Genomic DNA, 20,592 nt, shown 5'->3' on the forward strand with positions numbered 1-20,592 from the left:
CGATGGTGGCGCGGCGCGTAACCCACCAGGCGATGGATCGCGTTGCGCCGGTGGTGGGTTACGCCGCATCTGGAGTGGCGTGATGCTTGGCAATGGCCGCATGCGGCTAACCCACCCTACGAGATCGACGGGAAGGCATGTGCTCATGCTTCCTCACTGTCGATCAGCAGGTTTTCCAGGGCTTCGCGGTACTCACCGGGGTTCTGCCAGAGGCCGCGCTGCTGGGCTTCGAGCAGGCGTTCGAGGATGTCCTGCAGGGCGCCGGGGTTGTGTTGCTGGATGAAGTCGCGGGTGTCCTGGTCGAGCAGGTAGGCATCGCTGAGCAGCGCGTACTGGTGGTCGTCGACCAGCTCGCTGGTGGCGTCGAAGGCGAACAGGTAGTCGATGGTCGCCGCCAGCTCGAACGCGCCCTTGTAGCCGTGGCGCTTCATGCCTTCGATCCACTTGGGGTTGGCCGCGCGGGCGCGCACCACGCGGCCCAGTTCCTCCTTGAGGGTGCGGATGCGCGGCGTGTCGGGCTGGCTGTTGTCGCCGTGGTAGCTGGCCACCCTGGCCCCGCGCAGGCATTCCACCGCCGCCAGCATGCCGCCCTGGAACTGGTAGTAGTCGTTGGAATCGAGGATGTCGTGCTCGCGGTTGTCCTGGTTGTGCAGCACCGCCTGCATCTGCTCCAGGCGTTCGGCGAACTGCGCGCGGGCCGGGGTGCCTTCGCTGCCCTTGCCGTAGGCGTAGCCGCCCCAGTTCAGGTAGACCTCGGCCAGGTCCGCGCGGGTCTGCCACAGGCGTTCTTCGATGGCGTTCTGCACGCCCGCGCCATAGGCGCCGGGCTTGGAGCCGAACACCCGCCAGCCGGCCTGCTTGCGCGCCTCATGTTCATCCAGGCCGCTGTCCTGTAGGGCCAGGGCTTCGCGCCAGACCCGCGCCGACAGAGGATTCAACTCTTCCGGCTCATCGAGATCAACGACCGCCTGCACCGCGTCATCGAACAGGCGGATCAGGTTGCTGAAGGCATCGCGGAAGAAGCCGGAGACGCGCAGGGTCACGTCCACCCGCGGCCGGCCGAGCTGCTCCAGCGGCATGATCTCGAAGCGTTCGACCCGCTGGCTGCCGGCCTGCCATACCGGGCGCACGCCGAGCAGGGCCAGGGCCTGGGCCATGTCGTCGCCGCCGGTGCGCATGGTCGCGGTGCCCCACACCGACAGGCCGAGCTGGCGCAGGTGGTCGCCGTGATCCTGCAGATGGCGTTCGAGCAGGCGCTCCGCCGCCTGCACGCCGAGGCGCCAGGCGGTCGGAGTGGGCAGGTTGCGCACATCGACGCTGTAGAAGTTGCGCCCGGTGGGCAGCACATCGAGGCGGCCGCGACTGGGTGCGCCACTCGGCCCGGCGGGGACGAAACGCCCGGCCAGGGCGGCGAGCAATCCGCCCATCTCGGCCGGGCCGCAGGCATCCAGCAGCGGCGCGACCTGCCCGCGCAAAGACTGCAACACCTGGCTACTTGCTGCGCCAACGGGTTCGCAATCCGCCTCCTCGATCAGGCGCAAGGCCAGCAGCTCCAGGCGCTCGCGGGTATCGCCGGCGCTGCGCCAGGGGTCGTCGCTGCTGTGCTGCAGCACGGCCGGACGCGGCCCCTGCCAGGGCGCGGCCATCTCGCAGTCGAGCGGATCGAAGCCCAGTTGCAGATCGCGGGCCAGGGCGCGCAGCAGGCTGGCGTTGCCGCCCAGGCCATCGCCCCGAGGAATGCGCAGCAGCGCCAGCAGGGTGTCGCGGCGCAGGTGGCCGGTCGGCGACTCGCCGAACACATGCAGGCCGTCGCGGATCTGCGATTCCTTGAGGTCACAGAGGTAGGCGTCGAGCTGTGGCAACCAGCTGTTGGGGTCTTCGTTGAGTTGCAGGCCCAGTTCGCGATCGAGGCTGGCCTCGCGCACCTTGAGCAGAATCTCCCCGCGCAGCTCGGCGGCGCGGCGCAGGTCGAGCTGGCTGGCCTCGTAGTACTCGTCGGCCAGGCGCTCCAGGTCGCGCAGCGGGCCGTAGCTCTCGGCACGGGTCAGCGGCGGCATCAGGTGGTCGATGATCACCGCCTGGGTACGCCGCTTGGCCTGCGCGCCCTCGCCCGGATCGTTGACGATAAACGGATAGACGTTGGGCAGCGGACCGAGAACCGCGCTCGGCCAGCACTGCGCGGACAGGCCGACGCTCTTGCCCGGCAGCCATTCCAGATTGCCGTGCTTGCCGACATGCACCAGGGCCTGGGCGGCGAAGGTGCTGCGCAGCCAGCAGTAGAACGCCAGGTAGCCGTGCGGCGGCACCAGGTCGGGGTCGTGGTAGACCGCCGCCGCATCCAGCTGATAACCGCGCGCCGGCTGGATGCCGACGAAGCACAGGCCGAAACGCAGGCCGGCGATCATCAGCCGCCCGCCGCGAAACATGGGGTCCTGCTCGGGGCCGCCCCAGCGCTCAAGCACCGCCTGCTGGTTGGCCGCGGGCAGGCGCTGGAAGAACGCCAGGTAGTCGTCCAGCGCCAGGCTCTGGGCGCAGGGCCGCGCGTCCAGGTTATCGAGATCGTTGGTCACCCCGCCGAGCAACTGGTGGATCAGCGCGGTGCCGCTGGCCGGCAGGCCTTCGACCGGATAGCCCTGCTGCTGCAGGGCCTTGAGGATATTCAGCGCCGCCGCCGGGGTGTCCAGGCCGACGCCGTTGCCGATGCGGCCGTCGCGGGTCGGGTAGTTGGCCAGCACCAGGGCGATGCGCTTGTCGGCGTTGGGCGTTCTTGCCAGGGCGACCCAGTTGCGCGCCAGCTCGGCGACGAAGTCCATGCCCGGCAGGTGCGGCCGGTAGCAGACCACATCGCTCTGGCTGCGCTCGCTGCGCCAGGCCAGGCCCTTGAAGCTGATCGGCTGGGTGATCAGGCGGCCGTCCAGTTCCGGCAGGACGATGTGCATGGCCAGGTCGCGCGAGCCCAGGCCCTGGGCGCTAGCTTGCCACTGCTCGAGGTTGTCCAGGGCGCAGATCGCCTGCAGTACCGGCACGTCACGCCTGAACGGGCGCAGATCCGCTGCCTCTGGATTGCTTATGGCGAAGCCGGTGGTGTTGATGATGACGCTGGCGTCGACCTCGTCCAGCCAGGTTTCGACCTGGGCCAGGCAGGCCGCCTCCTTGAGGCTGGCCACGGCGATCGGCAGCGGATTGAGGCCCTGGGCCTGCAGGCGCTGGCAGAAGGTATCGACAAACCCGGTATTGGCCGCCTGCACCTGGGTGCGGTAGAACAGCAGCGCCGCCACCGGCGCGCCGGCCTGCCAGTCCGCTTGCCAGTCGGCCAGCTGCGGATTGGCCTGCCGCGGGTGATGCAGGCCGACACGCGGCAGGGGCTGCGGCTCGCCCCAGGCATAATCGCGCTGCAGCCAGCGACTGGCGATGCAGTTGAACAGCTGCCGGGCGTTGTGCGCGCCGCCCTGGCGCAGGTACTGCCAGAGCCGCTCGCTGTCGTCCGCCGGCACGTTGCCCAGGCCGCTCAGTTCGGGATCGGGGCTGTCGTCACCCGGCACCAGGATCACCCGTGCCCCCGCCTCGGCCAGTTCGACCAGGCGCTCGATGCCGTAGCGCCAGTAGCTGACCCCGCCGTGCACGGAAATCAGGACGACCTTGGCGTGCTGCAGCACCTGCTCGACATAGAGATCGATGGAGGCGTGATTGCTCAGCTGCGCCGGGCTGGCCAGGCGCAGGCTGGGGTAATCCGCCGGCAGCTGCCGCGCCACCTCGGCCAGCAACGACAGGTGCGAATCGCCGGTACAGAGGATCACCAGCTCGGCCGGGGTCTGGCCGAGGTCGGCGATGCTGTCGGCCGGCACTTGCGCGCCGGGCTGGGTGCGCAGCAGGTGCATGGCTTAGCCCCCGATTGTCGGGTAGGGCGGACTCAGGCGCGCAGCGATCAGTCCGCCATCGTGGCCATTATTACGGCGTACTGCTGCACGAGTACGCCCTACACGCGAGCCCTGCATCAGCGCAATGCCGCCTGCAGCTCGGCTTCGATGGCGGCGTGGTCGAGCTGCTGGCCGATCACGATCAGGCGGGTGATGCGCGCCTCGTCGGCCTGCCAAGCGCGGTCGAAATGCTTGTCGAAACGCTGGCCGACGCCTTGCAGCAGCAGGCGCATGGGTTTACCCGGAATCGCCGCAAACCCCTTGATACGCAGGATGCCGTGTTTGCCCACCGCGGCTTTCAGTGCCTGCAGCAGTTGCGCCTCCTCGGCCGCCGGTAGTTCCACGTGGAACGAATCGAATTCGTCGTGATCGTGTTCTTCATGACCTTCCAGATCGTGGTGGGTCTTGCGGCCGTCGATATGCAGCTCGGTCTCGCAATTGAGACCGAGCAGCACGTCCAGTGGCAGTTCGCCGCCATGCGCTTCGATGACCTTGACCGCCGCCGGCAGCTCCCCGGCCACTTCGGCGCGCACCGCGGCCAGGGCGGCGGCGTCGAGCAGGTCGGCCTTGTTGAGGATGACCAGATCGGCGCTGGCCAGTTGGTCGGCAAACAGTTCGTGCAGCGGCGATTCGTGGTCGAGATTGGGGTCGAGCTGGCGCTGGGCATCGACCTGCTCGGGGAAGGCGGCGAAGGTGCCGGCGGCCACCGCCGGGCTGTCGACCACGGTGATCACCGCGTCTACCGTGCAGGCGTTGCGGATTTCCGGCCAGTTGAAGGCCTGCACCAGCGGCTTGGGCAGGGCCAGACCGGAGGTTTCGATGAGGATATGGTCGAGGTCGCCACGCCGCGCCACCAGTTCGCGCATCACCGGGAAGAACTCCTCCTGCACGGTGCAACACAGGCAGCCGTTGGCCAGCTCATAGACCCGGCCGCTGGCTTCTTCTGCGCTGCAACCGATCGAGCACTGCTTGAGGATTTCGCCGTCGATGCCCAGCTCGCCGAACTCGTTGACGATCACCGCGATCCGCCGGCCATCGGCGTGGCCGAGCATATGCCGCAGCAGAGTGGTTTTACCGGCCCCGAGAAAGCCGGTGACTATGGTGACGGGAAGTTTGGCGAGCGTTTTCATCAGTGGCCCTGCATGACGTCAAAAGAAAGACGAGCAGGCAGGCGGCACAGACATGACAGCCACGGGGGCGTCAGCCAACACCACCGGATCACCCCGCCCGGTTGTCGAAAGCGTTGCGAGGCAGGTCTCCTGGCTCACGACCGGGCGGGCATTCAGCGCCGCCATTCCCTTCGCCTTCCCGCGCGGACGCAGTGGCTGTCGGGCTGACGCAGAGCGCGCCAGCCAACAGAAGGGATACAGGTCGTTCACAGTTGCGGGGGCAGCCAGGGCATAACCCTGTTCCCTCTTAGCTTCGATGGCAAACACCGAAGAACCTCGACGGAGCGAAGGCTACGCAGTGCCTGGGGACAGGTCAATCGCCGCGGTTGACGGGCAGGGCCGCTTCGTGATGTTCTAAAAAGCTGTTTCAGGTGTCTCGCGCGTCGCTGCGCGAGGTGAAACGGGAAGCCGGTGCGCCCTCTGTGGGCAATTCCGGCGCTGCCCCCGCAACGGTAAGCGCACGTCAGAGTCGTGATAGCCACTGAGCCATTGGCTTGGGAAGGCTGATTCTGGAACTGTCCCCCGCGACAGTCTGCGCAAGCCCGGAGACCGGCCTGAAGCGTTTTATTTGGCAACCTGCGGTGGGCAGGTACGCGCCGGTATCCCGCCCGTTCAGGGTCGGGGTCTTGCTGCGTCCTTCTGCATCGCTTACCCAACAGCAGAAGGTCAGCTTATGTCCCACAGCACGCTAGCCGCTTCATCCAGCGTCACCCTCCCTCTTTCGCAACGCCTGCTGCTGGCCGTCGGCAGCTGCCTGCTGGGCGCCGCGCTGATTTTCGTCGCCGGCTTCTCGCCTATCGAGGCCATGCACAACGCGGCCCACGATACCCGCCACAGCGCCGCCTTCCCCTGCCACTGAGACTGCTCCCATGCTTAAGCGTATCGCCCAGACGGCAGGCTTCGCCGGCCTGTTCGCCGCCATTGTGCTGACCCTGCTGCAGAGCCTGTGGCTCACTCCGTTGATTCTCCAGGCGGAAAGCTTCGAAGTCAGCGAGCCGGCCGCCGCAGTGGCCAGCAGCCACAGCCACGCCGCCGCAGCGCCCCACGAGCACGCCGATGGCCATAGCCATGACGGCGAAGCCTGGGCTCCCGAAGACGGCTGGCAACGCAGCCTGGCCACTGGCCTGAGCAACCTGGTGGTGGCCGTCGGTTTCGCCCTGATGCTTGCCGGCCTGTTCACCCTGCGTGCGCCGGGCCGAACCTGGCAGGGCCTGCTCTGGGGCCTCGGTGGTTTCGCCACCTTCGCCCTGGCGCCGTCCGCGGGCCTGCCGCCGGAGCTGCCGGGCACCGCCGCCGCCGACCTGCTGCTGCGCCAGTACTGGTGGCTCGGCACCGCCGCGGCTACAGCTGCCGGCCTGGGCCTGTTGGCGTTCGGCCGGCATTGGCCGCTGCGCGTCCTCGGCCTGGTGCTGCTGGCAATTCCGCACCTGATCGGCGCGCCGCAGCCCGAGGTGCATTCGAGCCTGGCTCCGGCCGCTCTGGAGCAGGAGTTCATCCTCGCCTCGCTGCTGACCAATGCGCTGTTCTGGGCGGTGCTGGGCCTGGCGGCTGCCTGGTTCTACAGCCGTAACCGTCACGGCGTCTGAGCCTTGCTCCAGGCCGGCGCTCAGTTGATCCATGTCGCCGGGCTGGGCTGTCGGCGCGGCTGTTCCAGCGCGCAGTTGTTCGACCTGCTGCAGCAGGCGCTACAGCCGCACGGCTTGCAGCCGGCCGAGCTCAGCGCCCTGGCCAGCAGCAGCCATAAACAGGATGAACCCGGCTTGCGCCAACTGGCTGAACAGCTGCACCTGCCTATCGCCTGGCTGCCGGCCAGCCAGCTGAGTCACTACCACGAGCGGCTCGGACAGACCTCGACGCTGAGCCTGCAGATCACCGGCAGCGCCGGGGTCGCCGAGGCCAGCGCCCTGGCCCAGGCCGAAGTGCTGAGCGGACAACGCGCCGAACTGCTGGGGGAAAAACTGCGCTCGGCCAACGCCACCTGTGCCCTGGCCAGGGCGCAGCTTCTGGAGAAGCTATTTCTGGAGATTCAATGACCGTCTACTTTATCGGCGCCGGCCCCGGCGACCCGGAGCTGATCACCGTCAAGGGCCAGCGCCTGCTGCGCGCCTGCCCAGTGATCCTGTACGCCGGCTCACTGGTGCCTGAGGCGGTACTTGCTGGCAATAGTGCCGAACTGGTGGTCAACACCGCCGAACTGCACCTGCAGGAGATTGTCGGGCTGATCCGCCAGGCCCACGCCAAGGGCCAGGATGTGGCCCGCGTGCATTCCGGCGACCCCTCGCTCTATGGCGCCATCGGCGAGCAGATCCGTCAGCTGCGCGCGCTGGCCATTCCCTTCCAGATCATCCCCGGGGTGACCGCCACTGCCGCCTGCGCCGCCCTGCTGGAATGCGAGCTGACCCTGCCCGAGGTGTCGCAGACGCTGATCCTTACCCGCTACGCGAGCAAGTCGACGATGCCCGCCGGCGAGCAGCTGCACGACCTGGCCCGCCACGGCGCGACCATGGCCATTCACCTGGGCGTGGTACATCTGGGCAAGATAGTCGCCGAACTGCTACCGCATTACGGCGCCGATTGCCCGATCGCCGTGGTCCACCGCGCCAGCTGGCCGGATCAGGACTGGGTCAGCGGCACCCTGGCCGATATCGAAGAGCGGGTGCACGCCAAGGGCTTCCGCCGCACCGCATTGATCCTGGTGGGCCGGGTACTGAACGCCGAACAGTTCGCCGATTCGGCGCTGTATAACGCCGAACATCGACACCTGTTCAGGTCGTCAGAGATATGAGGCCGTAGGTGCTCAAATCGACCTTGCCGAGGTTATCCACAATGGCTATCTCGGCGCCCAGCTCGCGCAGGCGCGCATTCAGGTCGCTGGCATAGAGTTCGCGTAGAAAGGCTGGGTAGTCGACGCGCTCGCCAGGCGGCAGGCGCGTCATCAGGTAGGCATGCAGAACCGGCAGGCGAAACTGCCAGGCTGCAGTGGCGCAGACAAAGCCCGCCGCGCGCAGCCGGGCGATACCAACCTCATCGCCCGACAGTACGGCCCGGCAACCGTCGAATAACAGCGCCAGGGCAGGACTCATGCGCCCGTTACTCGACAGTCACGCTCTTGGCCAGGTTGCGCGGCTGATCGACGTCGGTGCCCTTGAGCACGGCGACGTAGTAGGACAGCAGCTGCAGCGGAATGGTGTAGAGGATCGGCGCCAGGGCATCGTGGATGTGCGGCATGTTGACCACATGGGTGCCCTCGCCGTTGGTCATGCCGGCCTGCTGGTCGGCGAACACGATCAGTTCGCCGCCACGGGCGCGCACTTCCTGCAGGTTGGATTTGAGCTTCTCCAGCAGCTCGTTGTTCGGCGCCACCGTGACCACCGGCATGTCGCTGTCGACCAGGGCCAGCGGGCCGTGCTTGAGTTCGCCGGCCGGGTAGGCTTCGGCATGGATATAGGAGATTTCCTTGAGCTTGAGCGCGCCTTCCATGGCCACCGGGTACTGTGCGCCACGGCCGAGGAACAGCGCGTGGTGCTTCTCGGCAAACAGTTCGGCGATCTTCTCCACCACCGTATCCATGGCCAGCGCTTCGCCGAGGCGGGTCGGCAGGCGGCGCAGTTCGTCCACCAGTTCGGCCTCCAGCGCCGGGTCCAGGCTGCCGCGTACCTGACCAATGGACAGGGTGAGCAGCATCAGGGCCACCAGCTGGGTGGTGAAGGCCTTGGTCGAGGCCACGCCGATTTCCGGGCCGGCCTGGGTCAGCAGGCACAGGTCGGATTCGCGCACCAGCGAGCTGATGCCGACGTTGCAGATCGCCAGGCTGGCCAGGTAACCGCCCCGCTCGGGGCTCAGCGCCTTGGCATTGCGCAGCGCCGCTAGGGTGTCGGCGGTTTCGCCGGACTGGGAAATGCTGATGAACAGGGTATCCGCCTGCACCACCACCTTGCGGTAGCGGAATTCGCTGGCCACCTCGATCTGGCAGGGAATCCCGGCCAGCTCTTCCAGCCAGTAACGGGCGACCATGCCGGCGTGATAGCTGGTGCCACAGGCGACGATCTGCACGTTCTTGACCTTGGCGAACAACTCGGCGGCCTGCGGACCGAACGCCTGGACCAGCACCTGGTTAGTGCCGAGGCGACCCTCCAGGGTGCGCTGGACCACCTTGGGCTGTTCGTGGATTTCCTTGAGCATGAAGTGGCGGAACGCGCCCTTGTCGGCTGCCTCGGCGCCTTCGTGGTACTGCACGCTTTCGCGTGCGACCGGCTTGCCGTCGACATCCCAGATCTGCACGCCATCACGGCGGATCTCGGCGATATCGCCTTCTTCCAGGTACATGAAACGGTCTGTCACCTGCCTTAACGCAAGCTGATCCGAGGCGAGGAAGTTCTCGCCCAGGCCCAGACCGATCACCAGTGGGCTGCCACTGCGGGCGGCGAGCAGGCGATCCGGCTGCTGTGCACTGATCACCGCCAGACCGTAGGCGCCGTGCAGTTCCTTGACCGCGGCCTTGAGCGCGGCGGTCAGGTCGCCCAGGCTCTGCAGCTTGTGCTCGAGCAGGTGGACGATGACTTCGGTATCGGTATCCGAGCTGAACACATAGCCCAGGTCTTTCAGTTGTGCGCGCAGTTGCTCGTGGTTTTCGATGATGCCGTTGTGCACCACTGCCAGATCAATGCCTGAGAAATGCGGGTGGGCGTTGCGCTCGCTCGGCGCACCGTGGGTGGCCCAACGGGTGTGGGCGATGCCCAGGCGTCCCGCCAACGGCTCGTCGCTCAAGGCGCTTTGCAGTTCGCTGACCTTGCCCACCCGACGGCGGCGTTCGAGCTGGCCCTGTTCATTCAGCAGCGCCACACCGGCGCTGTCGTAGCCGCGGTATTCCAGGCGTTTCAGGCCTTCCACCAGCACGGCGGTGATGTTGCGTTCGGCGACGGCGCCCACGATGCCACACATAGTCTTCTCCTATTAATGCTCTACGGCGGCGCAGATCAGGTTGATGCCGCGCGCAGTCAGTTGTTCACGCACCTCGGCGCCGAGGCGCTCGTCGGTGATCAGGGTATGGACGCTGCTCCAGGGCAGTTCCAGGTTGGGAATCTTGCGGCCGATCTTGTCGCTCTCGACCATCACCACCACTTCGCGGGCCACCTCGGCCATCACCCGCGACAGGCCGAGCAGCTCGTTGAAGGTGGTGGTGCCGCGGGCCAGGTCGATGCCATCGGCACCGATAAACAGCTGGTCGAAGTCGTAGGAGCGCAGCACCTGTTCGGCGACCTGACCCTGGAAGGATTCCGAATGCGGATCCCAGGTGCCGCCGGTCATCAACAGTACCGGCTCATGTTCCAGTTCACTGAGGGCGCGGGCCACATTCAGCGAGTTGGTCATCACCACCAGGCCCGGCTTATGCCCCAGCTCGGGGATCATCGCCGCGGTGGTGGTGCCGCTGTCGATGATGATCCGCGCATGCTCGCGGATCCGCGCCACGCCGGCGCGGGCGATGGCCTGCTTGTACCTGGAAATCGGCTGACCGGCATCGCCGATCAACTCCTGCGGCAACGGCACCGCACCGCCATAGCGGCGCAGCAACAGGCCGTTTTTTTCCAGCGCGGTGAGGTCCTTGCGGATAGTCACTTCCGAGGTGGCGAAACGCTTGGCCAACTCATCCACACTCACCTCGCCCTGCTCGGCGAGCAAGGCGAGGATGGTGTGACGACGTTGCGGAGTGTTGCGTTTCGACATGCTAAGTTTCGATTCGAAAGATAATTACGCGAATCAAAACCTAATGAAGCTTTGGAGTCAAGAGCCGCTTGGCGATCAGCCCGTAGGGCGTACTCGCCGAAGGCCGTACGCCGAACTCAATGGCGGGCTGCCGCTGCGCGGCGAGGCCGCCCTACTTGTTGATTTTCACCGGGCGCTTCCAGCCCTCGATGTTGCGCTGCTTGGCGCGAGCGACCGCCAGGGTGTTGGCCGGCACATCGCTGGTCACCACCGAACCGGCGCCGGTGGTGGCGCCGTCGCCCAGGTTCACCGGTGCCACCAGGGCGCTGTTGGAGCCGATGAACACGTCCTCGCCGAGCACCGTCTTGAACTTGTTGGCGCCGTCGTAGTTGCAGGTGATGCTGCCGGCACCGATATTGGTTCGGGCGCCTATCTCGGCATCGCCCAGGTAGCTCAGGTGCCCGGCCTTGGCGCCTTCGCCCAGTACGGCGTTCTTCAGTTCGACGAAGTTGCCGACATGCGCCTTGGCGCCGAGCACGCTGCCGGGACGCAGGCGGGCGAACGGACCGCAATCGCTGCCCGCGCCCATTTCGGCACCGTCCAGATGGCTGTTGGCCTTGACCACTGCGCCCTGGCGCAGGGTGCTGTCCTTGATCACGCAATTGGGGCCGATCTGCACCCCGTCTTCGATGACCACCCGGCCTTCGAGGATCACGTTGATATCGATCAGCACGTCGCGGCCGACCGTCACCTCGCCGCGCAGGTCGAAACGCGCCGGGTCGCGCAGGGTCACGCCCTGGACCATCAGGCTGCGCGCGGCGCGCTGCTGGTAGTGACGCTCGAGCTCGGCCAGCTGCATGCGGTCGTTGGCGCCCTGCACTTCCATGGCATCCAGCGGTTGCTCGGTGGCCACCACCAGGCCATCGGCCACGGCCATGGCGATCACGTCGGTCAGGTAGTACTCGCCCTGGGCATTGCTGTTGGACAGCCGGCTCAGCCAGTCGCCCAGGCGCTTGCCCGGGACGGCGAGAATCCCGGTGTTGCCTTCGCAGATCTGCCGCTGCTCGGGTGTGGCGTCCTTGTGCTCGACGATCGCCTTGACCACACCGGTGCCATCGCGAACGATGCGGCCGTAGCCGGTCGGATCGATGAGGTCGACCGTCAATAGCCCAAGCTGCTCGGCGCCGACCTGCTCGAGCAAACGCTCGAGGGTGGCGGTCTCGATCAGCGGCACATCGCCGTAGAGGATCAGCACGCGCTCGGCCGTCAGCGCCGGCAGGGCCTGGGCCACGGCATGACCGGTGCCCAGTTGTTCGCTCTGCAGGACGAAGTTCAGGTCATCTGCGGCCAGTCGCTCGCGCACCAGGTCTGCGCCATGCCCGATCACCACATGGATGCCGGCAGGCGAAAGCTCCCGGGCGCGGTCGATGACATGCGCGAGCATGGATTGACCGGCGATCGGATGGAGGACTTTCGGCAAGGCGGAACGCATGCGGGTGCCCTGACCGGCGGCGAGGATGACGATATCGAGAGACATAGGCAGATACTGATCCAGAAAATGCGGACAAAGAAAAAGGGTAGCCAAGGCTACCCTTTTACTGACGTGCGATGAAGTGCAACGACCAGCCTGGTATCAGCTACCGCCGTACTTCTTGCGCAGCTGCTGGACGGTGCGCAGCTGAGCTGCAGCCTCGGCCAGACGAGCGGCGGCGGAGCCGTAGTCGAACTCGGCGCCTTTTTCATGCAGGGCCTTCTCGGCAGCCTTGACGGCTTCCTGAGCAGAGGCTTCGTCGAGGTCGGCAGCACGCTGCACGGTATCGGCCAAAACCTTGATCATGTTCGGCTGCACTTCAAGAAAGCCGCCGGAGATGTAATACACCTCGGCTTCGCCACCTTGCTTGATCAGGCGAATCGGACCCGGTTTGAGGTCGGTGATCAGCGGCGCGTGGCCTGGAGCGATACCCATATCACCCAGGTTGCCGTGCGCAATCACCATCTCGACCAGACCGGAGAAAATCTCGCCTTCTGCGCTGACGATGTCGCAATGGACTGTCATAGCCATATCTAGCCTCACGTAAGCGCCCGTCTCCGGGCGCACGGGTGATTACAGTTTCTTCGCTTTCTCGATGGCTTCTTCGATGCCGCCGACCATGTAGAACGCCTGCTCCGGCAGGTGATCGTAATCACCTTTGAGGATACCGCTGAAACCAGCGATGGTGTCCTTCAGGGAGACGTACTTGCCAGGCGAACCGGTGAAGACTTCGGCCACGAAGAACGGCTGCGACAGGAAGCGCTGGATCTTACGCGCACGGGATACCAACTGCTTGTCGGCTTCCGACAGCTCGTCCATACCCAGGATCGCGATGATGTCCTTCAGTTCCTTGTAACGCTGCAGCACGTACTGCACGCCACGGGCGGTGTCGTAGTGCTCCTGACCGATCACGTTCGGGTCGAGCTGACGCGAAGTGGAGTCGAGCGGGTCGACCGCCGGGTAGATACCCAGGGAAGCGATGTCACGGGACAGTACGACGGTGGCGTCCAAGTGGGCGAAGGTGGTCGCCGGGCTCGGGTCGGTCAAGTCATCCGCCGGTACGTATACCGCCTGGATCGAGGTGATCGAACCGTTCTTGGTCGACGTGATGCGCTCCTGCAGGATGCCCATCTCTTCGGCCAGGGTCGGCTGATAACCCACTGCGGAAGGCATACGGCCCAGCAGTGCGGATACTTCGGTACCGGCCAGGGTGTAGCGGTAGATGTTGTCGACGAACAGCAGAACGTCGTTACCTTCGTCGCGGAACTTCTCGGCCATGGTCAGGCCGGTCAGAGCTACGCGCAGACGGTTGCCTGGTGGCTCGTTCATCTGACCGTAAACCAGGGCTACCTTGTCGAGAACGTTGGAGTCCTTCATCTCGTGGTAGAAGTCGTTACCCTCACGGGTACGCTCGCCCACACCGGCGAACACGGAATAACCGCTGTGCTCGATGGCGATGTTACGGATCAGTTCCATCATGTTTACGGTCTTGCCGACACCGGCACCACCGAACAGACCGACTTTACCGCCTTTGGCGAACGGGCAGATCAGGTCGATAACCTTGATGCCGGTTTCCAGCAGGTCGTTGCCGCCTGCCTGTTCAGCGAAGGACGGCGCAGGACGGTGAATGCCCCAGCGCTCTTCTTCGCCAATCGGACCGGCTTCGTCGATCGGGTTGCCCAGTACGTCCATGATCCGGCCCAGGGTCGCTTTACCGACAGGTACGGAGATGGCTGCGCCAGTGTTTTTGACGTCCAGACCGCGCTTCAAGCCTTCGGTCGAGCCCATCGCAATGGTACGAACCACGCCATCGCCCAGCTGCTGCTGAACTTCCAGGGTGGTTTCGGCGCCTTGAACTTTCAAGGCGTCGTAGATGCCCGGAACCTGATCGCGTGGAAATTCCACGTCGATCACGGCGCCGATGATTTGTACGATACGTCCGCTACTCATAGCTGGATCCTCTGAATATTTGAACCGGTATCAGACCGCGGCAGCGCCGCCAACGATTTCCGAGATCTCTTGGGTGATCGCCGCCTGACGTGCCTTGTTATAGATCAGCTGCAAATCGCTGATCAGATCACCGGCGTTGTCGGTAGCGTTCTTCATCGCGATCATCCGCGCCGCTTGTTCAGCCGCGTTGTTCTCGACCACCGCCTGGTACACCTGCGACTCCACGTAGCGCACCATCAAGCCGTCCAGCAGCTCCTTGGCATCGGGTTCATAGAGATAGTCCCAGTGATGCTTGAGCTTTTGATCCGAATCAGCGACCAGGGGAATCAACTGTTCCACTGTCGGCTGTTGCGTCATGGTGTTGATGAACTTGTTCGAGACCACGGACAAACGGTCGATGCGACCATCGAGGTACGCATCGAGCATGACCTTGACGCTACCGATCAGATCGTTGATCGACGGTTCTTCGCCCAGGTGGCTGATCGCAGCAACGACATTGCCACCAAAGCTGCGGAAGAATGCCGCACCCTTGCCACCAATCACGCAGAGGTCGATCTCTACACCTTGTTCGCGGTTTACCACCATGTCCTTGACCAGGGCCTTGAACAGGTTGGTATTGAGGCCACCACACAAGCCACGGTCACTGCTCACCACCACATAACCGACGCGCTTTACTTCACGCTCGATCATGAACGAGTGACGGTATTCCGGGTTGGCGTTGGCCAGATGACCAATCACCTGGCGGATGCGCTCCGCGTAAGGACGGCTGGCAGACATGCGCATTTGAGCCTTGCGCATCTTGCTGACAGCCACCTTTTCCATGGCGCTGGTGATCTTTTGCGTGCTTTTGATGCTCGCAATCTTGCTGCGAATCTCTTTTGCGCCTGCCATTTGACACCTATCGGGTTAGCAGGCGGAGGTCATCAGACCTCCGCTGCGGCTTACCAGGTTTGGGTGGCCTTGAACTTCTCGATACCGGCTTTCAGGCCAGCGTCGATTTCGTCATTGAAGTCACCCTTCACGTTGATCTTCGCCATCAAGTCGGCGTGATCGCGGTTGAAGTAAGCAATCAGAGCTTGTTCGAAGCTGCCGATTTTGACGATTTCGATGTCCTGCAGGTAGCCACGTTCGGCCGAGTACAGGGACAGCGACATGTCGGCGATGGACATCGGCGCGTATTGCTTCTGCTTCATCAGCTCGGTAACGCGCTGACCATGCTCGAGCTGCTTGCGGGTGGCTTCGTCCAGGTCAGAGGCGAACTGGGCGAAAGCCGCCAGTTCACGGTACTGAGCCAGAGCGGTACGGATACCACCGGAAAGCTTCTTGATGATCTTGGTCTGAGCGGCACCACCTACGCGGGATACCGAAACACCGGCGTTCACAGCCGGACGGATGCCGGAGTTGAACATAGCCGATTCCAGGAAGATCTGACCGTCGGTGATCGAGATCACGTTGGTCGGAACGAACGCGGAAACGTCGCCAGCCTGGGTTTCGATGATCGGCAGGGCGGTCAGGGAACCGGTCTTGCCTTTCACTTCGCCGTTGGTGAACTTCTCGACATACTCTTCGGAAACACGCGAGGCGCGCTCCAGCAGGCGGCTGTGGAGATAGAACACGTCGCCCGGGTAGGCTTCACGGCCTGGCGGACGGCGCAGCAGCAGGGAAATCTGGCGGTAAGCCACAGCTTGCTTGGACAGATCGTCATACACGATCAGCGCGTCTTCGCCACGGTCGCGGAAGTACTCGCCCATGGTGCAACCGGAGTACGGTGCAATGAATTGCAGCGCAGCGGATTCGGAAGCACTGGCGGCAACGATGATGGTGTTAGCCAGGGCACCGTTTTCTTCCAGCTTGCGCACCACGTTGGCGATGGTCGATTGCTTCTGACCGATTGCCACGTAGACGCACTTAATGCCGCTGTTCTTCTGGTTGATGATGGCATCGATCGCCAGAGCGGTTTTACCGATCTGACGGTCGCCGATGATCAGCTCGCGCTGGCCACGGCCAACCGGAATCATGGCGTCGACGGCCTTGTAACCGGTTTGCACCGGTTGGTCGACCGACTTACGCCAGATCACGCCCGGTGCAACCTTCTCAACCGCGTCGCTGAGGACGTTGTTCAGTGGGCCTTTACCGTCAACCGGGTTACCCAGGGCATCGACCACACGACCCAGCAGTTCCGGACCTACCGGCACTTCGAGGATGCGGCCGGTGCACTTGGCACTCATGCCTTCAGCCAACGACTGATAGGCACCGAGAACCACGGCGCCGACAGAGTCGCGCTCGAGGTTCATCGCCATGCCGTAGACGGCACCCGGGAACTCGATCATTTCGCCGTACATGACGTCGGCCAGACCATGAATCCGCACGATACCGTCGGAGACGCTGACGACCGTGCCTTCGTTACGGGCTTGCGAGGCAACATCGAGTTTGTCGATGCGGCCCTTGATGATTTCACTTATTTCGGAAGGATTGAGTTGCTGCATAGCGCTGCCCCTTCAAACTCAAGAATTCAATGCTTCGGCCAGCTTCGCGATTTTGCCGCGAACTGAGCCATCGATAACCAGGTCGCCGGCGCGGATCACGACACCACCTATCAGGCTGGCATCCTCCGTAGCATGCAGGCGCACTTCCCGGCCGAGCCGTGCACTGAGAACCTTGGCGAGTTTGTCTTGCTGTTCATCGCTCAATGCGAAGGCACTGGTGACATCCACGTCCACCGATTTTTCCTGTTCGGCCTTGTACAGCTCGAACAGATCGGCGATCTCCGGCAACAGGGCCAGGCGATCGTTTTCGGCGACGATATGGATGAAATTGCGTACCTGGGCGTCGAACTTGTCACCACACACCTCGTTGAAGGTGGTGGACTTATCTGTACTCGTCAGACGCGGAGCCGTGAGCATGCGCTGGATGGTGTCGTCTTGCGACACCGCAGCGGCCAGGCCAAGCATGGCTGACCAGGAGGCCAGTTGCTGATGGGCCTGGGCATACTCGAAAGCAGCCTTGGCGTAAGGTCGGGCCAGCGTGGTCAGTTCTGCCATGATCGCGCCCTCGCTTAAATTTCGGCTGCCAGTTTGGAAACCAGCTCCGCATGCGCGTTTTGGTCGATGGATGCGCCCAGGATCTTCTCGGCACCGCTGACGGCCAGGCTACCCACTTGGGCACGCAAGGCGTCTTTGACGCTGTTCAGTTCCTGTTCGATCTCGGCCTGAGCCTGAGCCTTCACGCGGTCAGCTTCGACACGGGCCTGTTCACGGGCTTCGTCGACGATCTGGGTTCCACGTTTCTTGGCTTGCTCAATGATTTCGGCTGCTTGGCCTTTGGCGTCGCGCAGTTGTTGAGCCACTTTATCTTGGGCCAACTCCAGGTCACGAGCCGCACGGCTGGCAGCGTCCAGTCCATCTGCAATCTTCTTCTGACGATCCTGCAAAGCCGTAATGACCGGAGGCCATACGAACTTCATGCAGAACAGCACGAAGATGAAGAAGGCAACGGACTGGCCAATCAGGGTTGCATTAATGTTCACGCCAACACCTCGCTCGTTCGTTGTCCGTCAAACCAATCCACTCGAGTACTCGAGTGATTAGCCTGCAATTTGACCAACGAAGGGGTTCGCGAAGGTGAAGAACAGTGCGATACCAACGCCGATCATGGTCACGGCGTCGAGCAGACCGGCGACGATGAACATCTTGACTTGCAGCATCGGAACCATTTCCGGTTGACGCGCAGCGCCTTCCAGGAACTTGCCGCCCAGCAGGCCGAAACCAATGGCGGTACCCAGGGCACCCAGGCCAATCAGCAGTGCTACAGCGATCGCGGTCAGACCAACTACAGTTTCCATCTTTCCTCCCGACTTTTATGTCGTATTGGTTTAAGGTTTTCTAAGGTAAAGCGGTAAAGCTAAATCATTGCCTGTGTTGCCCTTGCGGGCGTCCACCTTGAGCAGAGCGCAGCCTGGTCTGCCTTTTCCCCGCAGGGGAAGGGCATCGAGGATGCGCGTTGCGCGCTTAGTGGTTGTCTTCGTGCGCCATCGACAGGTAGACGATGGTCAGCATCATGAAGATGAACGCTTGCAGCACGATGATCAGGATGTGGAAGACGGCCCACGCCCACTGCAAGACGATACCCAGACCGCCCAGCAGCAAACCGCCGCTGAACATGACTGCAATAAGAATGAAGATCAGCTCGCCGGCGTAGAGGTTGCCGAACAGACGCAGAGCCAGGGAAATCGGCTTGGCAATCAGGGTCACCAACTCGAGCAGCAAGTTGACCGGCACGAACAGGGCCTGGATCAGGATGTTCTTGCTGCCGAACGGGTGCAGGGTCAGCTCACCGATGAAACCGCCGATACCTTTGACCTTGATGCTGTAGTAGAGGATCAGGGCAAACACCGACAGGGCCAGGCCCAGGGTGGCGTTCGGGTCGGTGGTCGGCACCACGCGGAAGAACAGGTGCGGATCGCCGACGAGGGTCGCGGCCAGCATCGGCAGCCAATCCACTGGGATCAGGTCCATGAAGTTCATCAGGAAGACCCAGACGAAGATGGTCAGACCCAGCGGTGCGATCAGCGCGTTGCGACCATGGAAGGTGTCTTTGACACTGCCATCGACGAACTCGACCAGTACTTCGACGAAATTCTGCAGACCACCCGGTTGCCCGGAAGTGGCGCGCTTGGCTGCGGCGCGGAACAACAGAATGAAGATCAGGCCGAGCACCACCGACACCAACAAAGTATCGACATGGAATGCCCAGAAGCCCATTTCTTGAGCTTCCCTGACGTTGTGGGCAAAGCTCCAGCCGTTGACCGGGTGCTGACCGTAGGTCAGGTTGGTCAAGTGATGCTGGATATAACCCGAAGCGGTTTCTGCTGCTGCCATATATCCCTCGAGCGCTAAGGTCTTAAAAATCTTGTTTTCATTAGCAGGGGCGCGAACCAGTTGACCAATTGGGTCAGCAGGAATACGCCGAATACCGCCAGCGCATCCAATGGCTTCACGCCTGCGAACGTCAGTGCAAACAACACTGCCGTCAAAATCAGTTTGCCCGCTTCACCGGCATAGAAAGACCGGACTATCGCCTGGGCGGCCCGCGCTCCACTGAATCGGAACGCCTTGTGGGCAAAGTACAGATTTGGCAACCAGGCAATCAGCCCGCCACACAACCCCGAATAACCACTTACTGTTCCACGTGTGACGTACAGCACCGCAGCCGCTAACAGTAGTACAGCCAGCTGGGCCAGCAAGACCGGAAACACCGCTAAACGATGAAAGGGCAGGCGATTTGGCGTGCGAACATCCATCGTCACAGTCCTTACGGCTTCGGCCGCCTCAAATCAACGACCTGGCATATTTCGTGCCGACAAAAGCGCGCAAAGTATAGGGGCGCAGCCCCCCCGGTTCAACTGTCAGGTAGTGATTTCCGTGAAGCCGCTACATGATCAATTGTTTCAGCGAATGTGGGCCAGCACGCCCTGCAATTCATCCAGCGAGTTGTAGCGAATCACCAACTGGCCTTTGCCCTTTTGCCCGTGCTTGATCTGCACCGGAGAGCCCAGGCGCTCGGCCAGGCGCTGTTCCAGACGACTGATGTCCGGGTCGCTTTTGGCCGCGGCTTCGACCTTGGGTTTGCCGCTCAGCCACTGGCGTACCAGGGCCTCGGTTTGCCGCACGGTCAGCCCGCGTGCGACAACGTGTCGCGCCCCTTCGACCTGTTGCTCCGCCGGCAGGCCAAGCAGGGCACGGGCATGGCCCATCTCCAGGTCGCCATGGGACAGCAGGGTCTTGATCTCGTCCGGCAGACCGATCAGGCGCAGCAGGTTGCTGATGGTCACGCGGGATTTGCCCACGGCCTCGGCCACCTGTTGCTGGGTCAGCTGGAATTCCTGCTGCAGCCGCTGCAAGGCAACGGCCTCGTCGATCGGGTTGAGGTCTTCGCGCTGGATGTTCTCGATCAGCGCCATGGCGATCGCCGCCTCGTCGGGCAGTTCGCGCACCATCGCCGGAATCTTCTCCAGGCCAGCCTGCTGGCAGGCACGCCAGCGCCGCTCGCCGGCAACGATCTCGAAACGCCCTTGGCCAATCGGCCGCACCACGATCGGCTGCAGGACGCCCTGGGCCTTGATCGACTGGGCCAGTTCGTCCAGTGCGGTGGCATCCATGTCGCGTCGCGGTTGGTACTTGCCGCGCTGGATCAGATCCAGTGGCACGTATTGCAGCTCGCGGCTATCGACCTGGGCGGCTTCTTCCTGCAGTGCAGTGACGGTGGTGCCCCCCAACAGGGCGTCCAAGCCTCGTCCCAGCCCTCGTTTCTTGGCGGCCATGCG

At 63.6% G+C, this 20,592-nt stretch carries 20 protein-coding genes and 2 riboswitches; of the genes, 4 read left to right on the forward strand and 16 right to left on the reverse strand.

Annotated elements, in window-relative coordinates; genetic code table 11:
- Nucleotides 1-143: 143 nt before the first annotated feature.
- Nucleotides 144-3,878, reverse strand: a complete 3,735-nt coding sequence (gene cobN, locus R3355_RS15220; RefSeq protein WP_318961942.1) for a cobaltochelatase subunit CobN — start codon at nt 3,876-3,878, stop codon at nt 144-146.
- A 116-nt stretch (nt 3,879-3,994) separates the two neighbouring features.
- A complete protein-coding gene (cobW, locus tag R3355_RS15225) occupies nt 3,995-5,047 on the reverse strand; it encodes a cobalamin biosynthesis protein CobW (protein ID WP_318961943.1) in 1,053 nt (350 codons plus the stop codon).
- Nucleotides 5,048-5,148: 101 nt separating this feature from the next.
- A riboswitch (cobalamin riboswitch) is annotated at nt 5,149-5,380 on the reverse strand.
- A gap of 58 nt (nt 5,381-5,438) precedes the next feature.
- Nucleotides 5,439-5,659: riboswitch (cobalamin riboswitch) on the forward strand.
- A gap of 100 nt (nt 5,660-5,759) precedes the next feature.
- Between cobW and R3355_RS15230 the strand changes: the two genes are divergently transcribed.
- The 4 genes from R3355_RS15230 to cobM are packed head-to-tail and all read left to right on the forward strand — an operon-like array spanning nt 5,760 to nt 7,871.
- Complete coding sequence (locus R3355_RS15230; protein ID WP_318961944.1) at nt 5,760-5,945, forward strand: CbtB domain-containing protein; 186 nt, start codon at nt 5,760-5,762, stop codon at nt 5,943-5,945.
- Between the two features lie 10 nt (nt 5,946-5,955).
- Entirely contained in the window at nt 5,956-6,672 is a 717-nt protein-coding gene (locus tag R3355_RS15235) for a CbtA family protein (RefSeq protein ID WP_318961945.1), read from the forward strand.
- Between the two features lie 3 nt (nt 6,673-6,675).
- Nucleotides 6,676-7,119, forward strand: coding sequence for a cobalamin biosynthesis protein (locus R3355_RS15240; protein ID WP_318961946.1), 444 nt, complete (start codon nt 6,676-6,678; stop codon nt 7,117-7,119).
- Complete coding sequence (gene cobM, locus R3355_RS15245; protein WP_318961947.1) at nt 7,116-7,871, forward strand: precorrin-4 C(11)-methyltransferase; 756 nt, start codon at nt 7,116-7,118, stop codon at nt 7,869-7,871. The genes R3355_RS15240 and cobM overlap by 4 nt, the downstream gene beginning before the upstream one ends.
- On the opposite strand, the gene R3355_RS15250 is transcribed toward cobM, so the two are convergent.
- From R3355_RS15250 to R3355_RS15315, 14 genes are all read right to left on the reverse strand, one after another.
- The gene (locus R3355_RS15250; protein WP_318961948.1) at nt 7,852-8,169 is read right to left on the reverse strand and encodes a hypothetical protein; all 318 of its coding nucleotides are present in this window, start codon (nt 8,167-8,169) and stop codon (nt 7,852-7,854) included. The two genes, cobM and R3355_RS15250, sit on opposite strands and share 20 nt — an antisense overlap.
- A 7-nt stretch (nt 8,170-8,176) precedes the next feature.
- The gene (gene glmS, locus R3355_RS15255; RefSeq protein WP_318961949.1) at nt 8,177-10,027 is read right to left on the reverse strand and encodes a glutamine--fructose-6-phosphate transaminase (isomerizing); all 1,851 of its coding nucleotides are present in this window, start codon (nt 10,025-10,027) and stop codon (nt 8,177-8,179) included.
- 12 nt (nt 10,028-10,039) lie between these two features.
- Nucleotides 10,040-10,810 carry a DeoR/GlpR family DNA-binding transcription regulator gene (locus tag R3355_RS15260; protein WP_318961950.1) on the reverse strand — a complete coding sequence of 257 codons (771 nt, stop codon included), beginning with the start codon at nt 10,808-10,810 and terminating at the stop codon, nt 10,040-10,042.
- Between the two features lie 151 nt (nt 10,811-10,961).
- Nucleotides 10,962-12,326, reverse strand: coding sequence for a bifunctional UDP-N-acetylglucosamine diphosphorylase/glucosamine-1-phosphate N-acetyltransferase GlmU (glmU, locus tag R3355_RS15265; protein ID WP_318961951.1), 1,365 nt, complete (start codon nt 12,324-12,326; stop codon nt 10,962-10,964).
- 96 nt (nt 12,327-12,422) lie between these two features.
- Nucleotides 12,423-12,851: a F0F1 ATP synthase subunit epsilon gene (locus R3355_RS15270; RefSeq protein WP_172148049.1), complete on the reverse strand. Its 429-nt coding sequence runs from the start codon at nt 12,849-12,851 to the stop codon at nt 12,423-12,425.
- Between the two features lie 42 nt (nt 12,852-12,893).
- Entirely contained in the window at nt 12,894-14,270 is a 1,377-nt protein-coding gene (atpD, locus tag R3355_RS15275) for a F0F1 ATP synthase subunit beta (protein WP_318951083.1), read from the reverse strand.
- Nucleotides 14,271-14,300: 30 nt separating this feature from the next.
- Entirely contained in the window at nt 14,301-15,161 is an 861-nt protein-coding gene (gene atpG, locus R3355_RS15280; protein ID WP_318951084.1) for a F0F1 ATP synthase subunit gamma, read from the reverse strand.
- A gap of 50 nt (nt 15,162-15,211) precedes the next feature.
- Nucleotides 15,212-16,756, reverse strand: coding sequence for a F0F1 ATP synthase subunit alpha (gene atpA, locus R3355_RS15285; protein WP_318961952.1), 1,545 nt, complete (start codon nt 16,754-16,756; stop codon nt 15,212-15,214).
- A gap of 18 nt (nt 16,757-16,774) precedes the next feature.
- Entirely contained in the window at nt 16,775-17,311 is a 537-nt protein-coding gene (locus R3355_RS15290) for a F0F1 ATP synthase subunit delta (protein WP_318961953.1), read from the reverse strand.
- Between the two features lie 14 nt (nt 17,312-17,325).
- Nucleotides 17,326-17,796, reverse strand: coding sequence for a F0F1 ATP synthase subunit B (locus R3355_RS15295; RefSeq protein ID WP_318961954.1), 471 nt, complete (start codon nt 17,794-17,796; stop codon nt 17,326-17,328).
- Nucleotides 17,797-17,853: 57 nt separating this feature from the next.
- Nucleotides 17,854-18,111 carry a F0F1 ATP synthase subunit C gene (gene atpE / locus R3355_RS15300; protein ID WP_003097235.1) on the reverse strand — a complete coding sequence of 86 codons (258 nt, stop codon included), beginning with the start codon at nt 18,109-18,111 and terminating at the stop codon, nt 17,854-17,856.
- A gap of 166 nt (nt 18,112-18,277) precedes the next feature.
- Nucleotides 18,278-19,147 carry a F0F1 ATP synthase subunit A gene (atpB, locus tag R3355_RS15305; RefSeq protein WP_318949726.1) on the reverse strand — a complete coding sequence of 290 codons (870 nt, stop codon included), beginning with the start codon at nt 19,145-19,147 and terminating at the stop codon, nt 18,278-18,280.
- A 14-nt stretch (nt 19,148-19,161) separates the two neighbouring features.
- Complete coding sequence (locus tag R3355_RS15310; protein WP_318961955.1) at nt 19,162-19,569, reverse strand: F0F1 ATP synthase subunit I; 408 nt, start codon at nt 19,567-19,569, stop codon at nt 19,162-19,164.
- 147 nt (nt 19,570-19,716) lie between these two features.
- Nucleotides 19,717-20,589, reverse strand: coding sequence for a ParB/RepB/Spo0J family partition protein (locus tag R3355_RS15315; protein WP_318949728.1), 873 nt, complete (start codon nt 20,587-20,589; stop codon nt 19,717-19,719).
- Nucleotides 20,590-20,592 lie beyond the last annotated feature (3 nt).

This window comes from Pseudomonas sp., assembly GCF_033723075.1.
Lineage (GTDB): Bacteria > Pseudomonadota > Gammaproteobacteria > Pseudomonadales > Pseudomonadaceae > Aquipseudomonas.

Bases quoted from the DNA above. Each gene is read 5' to 3' on its own strand.
- R3355_RS15230 (WP_318961944.1), top strand. From the start codon at position 5,760: ATGTCCCACAGCACGCTAGCCGCTTCATCCAGCGTCACCCTCCCTCTT.
- atpG (WP_318951084.1), bottom strand. From the start codon at position 15,161: ATGGCAGGCGCAAAAGAGATTCGCAGCAAGATTGCGAGCATCAAAAGC.
- cobW (WP_318961943.1), bottom strand. From the start codon at position 5,047: ATGAAAACGCTCGCCAAACTTCCCGTCACCATAGTCACCGGCTTTCTC.
- atpA (WP_318961952.1), bottom strand. From the start codon at position 16,756: ATGCAGCAACTCAATCCTTCCGAAATAAGTGAAATCATCAAGGGCCGC.
- R3355_RS15250 (WP_318961948.1), bottom strand. From the start codon at position 8,169: ATGAGTCCTGCCCTGGCGCTGTTATTCGACGGTTGCCGGGCCGTACTG.
- R3355_RS15290 (WP_318961953.1), bottom strand. From the start codon at position 17,311: ATGGCAGAACTGACCACGCTGGCCCGACCTTACGCCAAGGCTGCTTTC.
- R3355_RS15270 (WP_172148049.1), bottom strand. From the start codon at position 12,851: ATGGCTATGACAGTCCATTGCGACATCGTCAGCGCAGAAGGCGAGATT.
- cobN (WP_318961942.1), bottom strand. From the start codon at position 3,878: ATGCACCTGCTGCGCACCCAGCCCGGCGCGCAAGTGCCGGCCGACAGC.
- glmS (WP_318961949.1), bottom strand. From the start codon at position 10,027: ATGTGTGGCATCGTGGGCGCCGTCGCCGAACGCAACATCACCGCCGTG.
- R3355_RS15310 (WP_318961955.1), bottom strand. From the start codon at position 19,569: ATGGATGTTCGCACGCCAAATCGCCTGCCCTTTCATCGTTTAGCGGTG.
- R3355_RS15315 (WP_318949728.1), bottom strand. From the start codon at position 20,589: ATGGCCGCCAAGAAACGAGGGCTGGGACGAGGCTTGGACGCCCTGTTG.
- cobM (WP_318961947.1), top strand. From the start codon at position 7,116: ATGACCGTCTACTTTATCGGCGCCGGCCCCGGCGACCCGGAGCTGATC.
- glmU (WP_318961951.1), bottom strand. From the start codon at position 12,326: ATGTCTCTCGATATCGTCATCCTCGCCGCCGGTCAGGGCACCCGCATG.
- atpB (WP_318949726.1), bottom strand. From the start codon at position 19,147: ATGGCAGCAGCAGAAACCGCTTCGGGTTATATCCAGCATCACTTGACC.
- atpE (WP_003097235.1), bottom strand. From the start codon at position 18,111: ATGGAAACTGTAGTTGGTCTGACCGCGATCGCTGTAGCACTGCTGATT.
- R3355_RS15235 (WP_318961945.1), top strand. From the start codon at position 5,956: ATGCTTAAGCGTATCGCCCAGACGGCAGGCTTCGCCGGCCTGTTCGCC.
- R3355_RS15260 (WP_318961950.1), bottom strand. From the start codon at position 10,810: ATGTCGAAACGCAACACTCCGCAACGTCGTCACACCATCCTCGCCTTG.
- atpD (WP_318951083.1), bottom strand. From the start codon at position 14,270: ATGAGTAGCGGACGTATCGTACAAATCATCGGCGCCGTGATCGACGTG.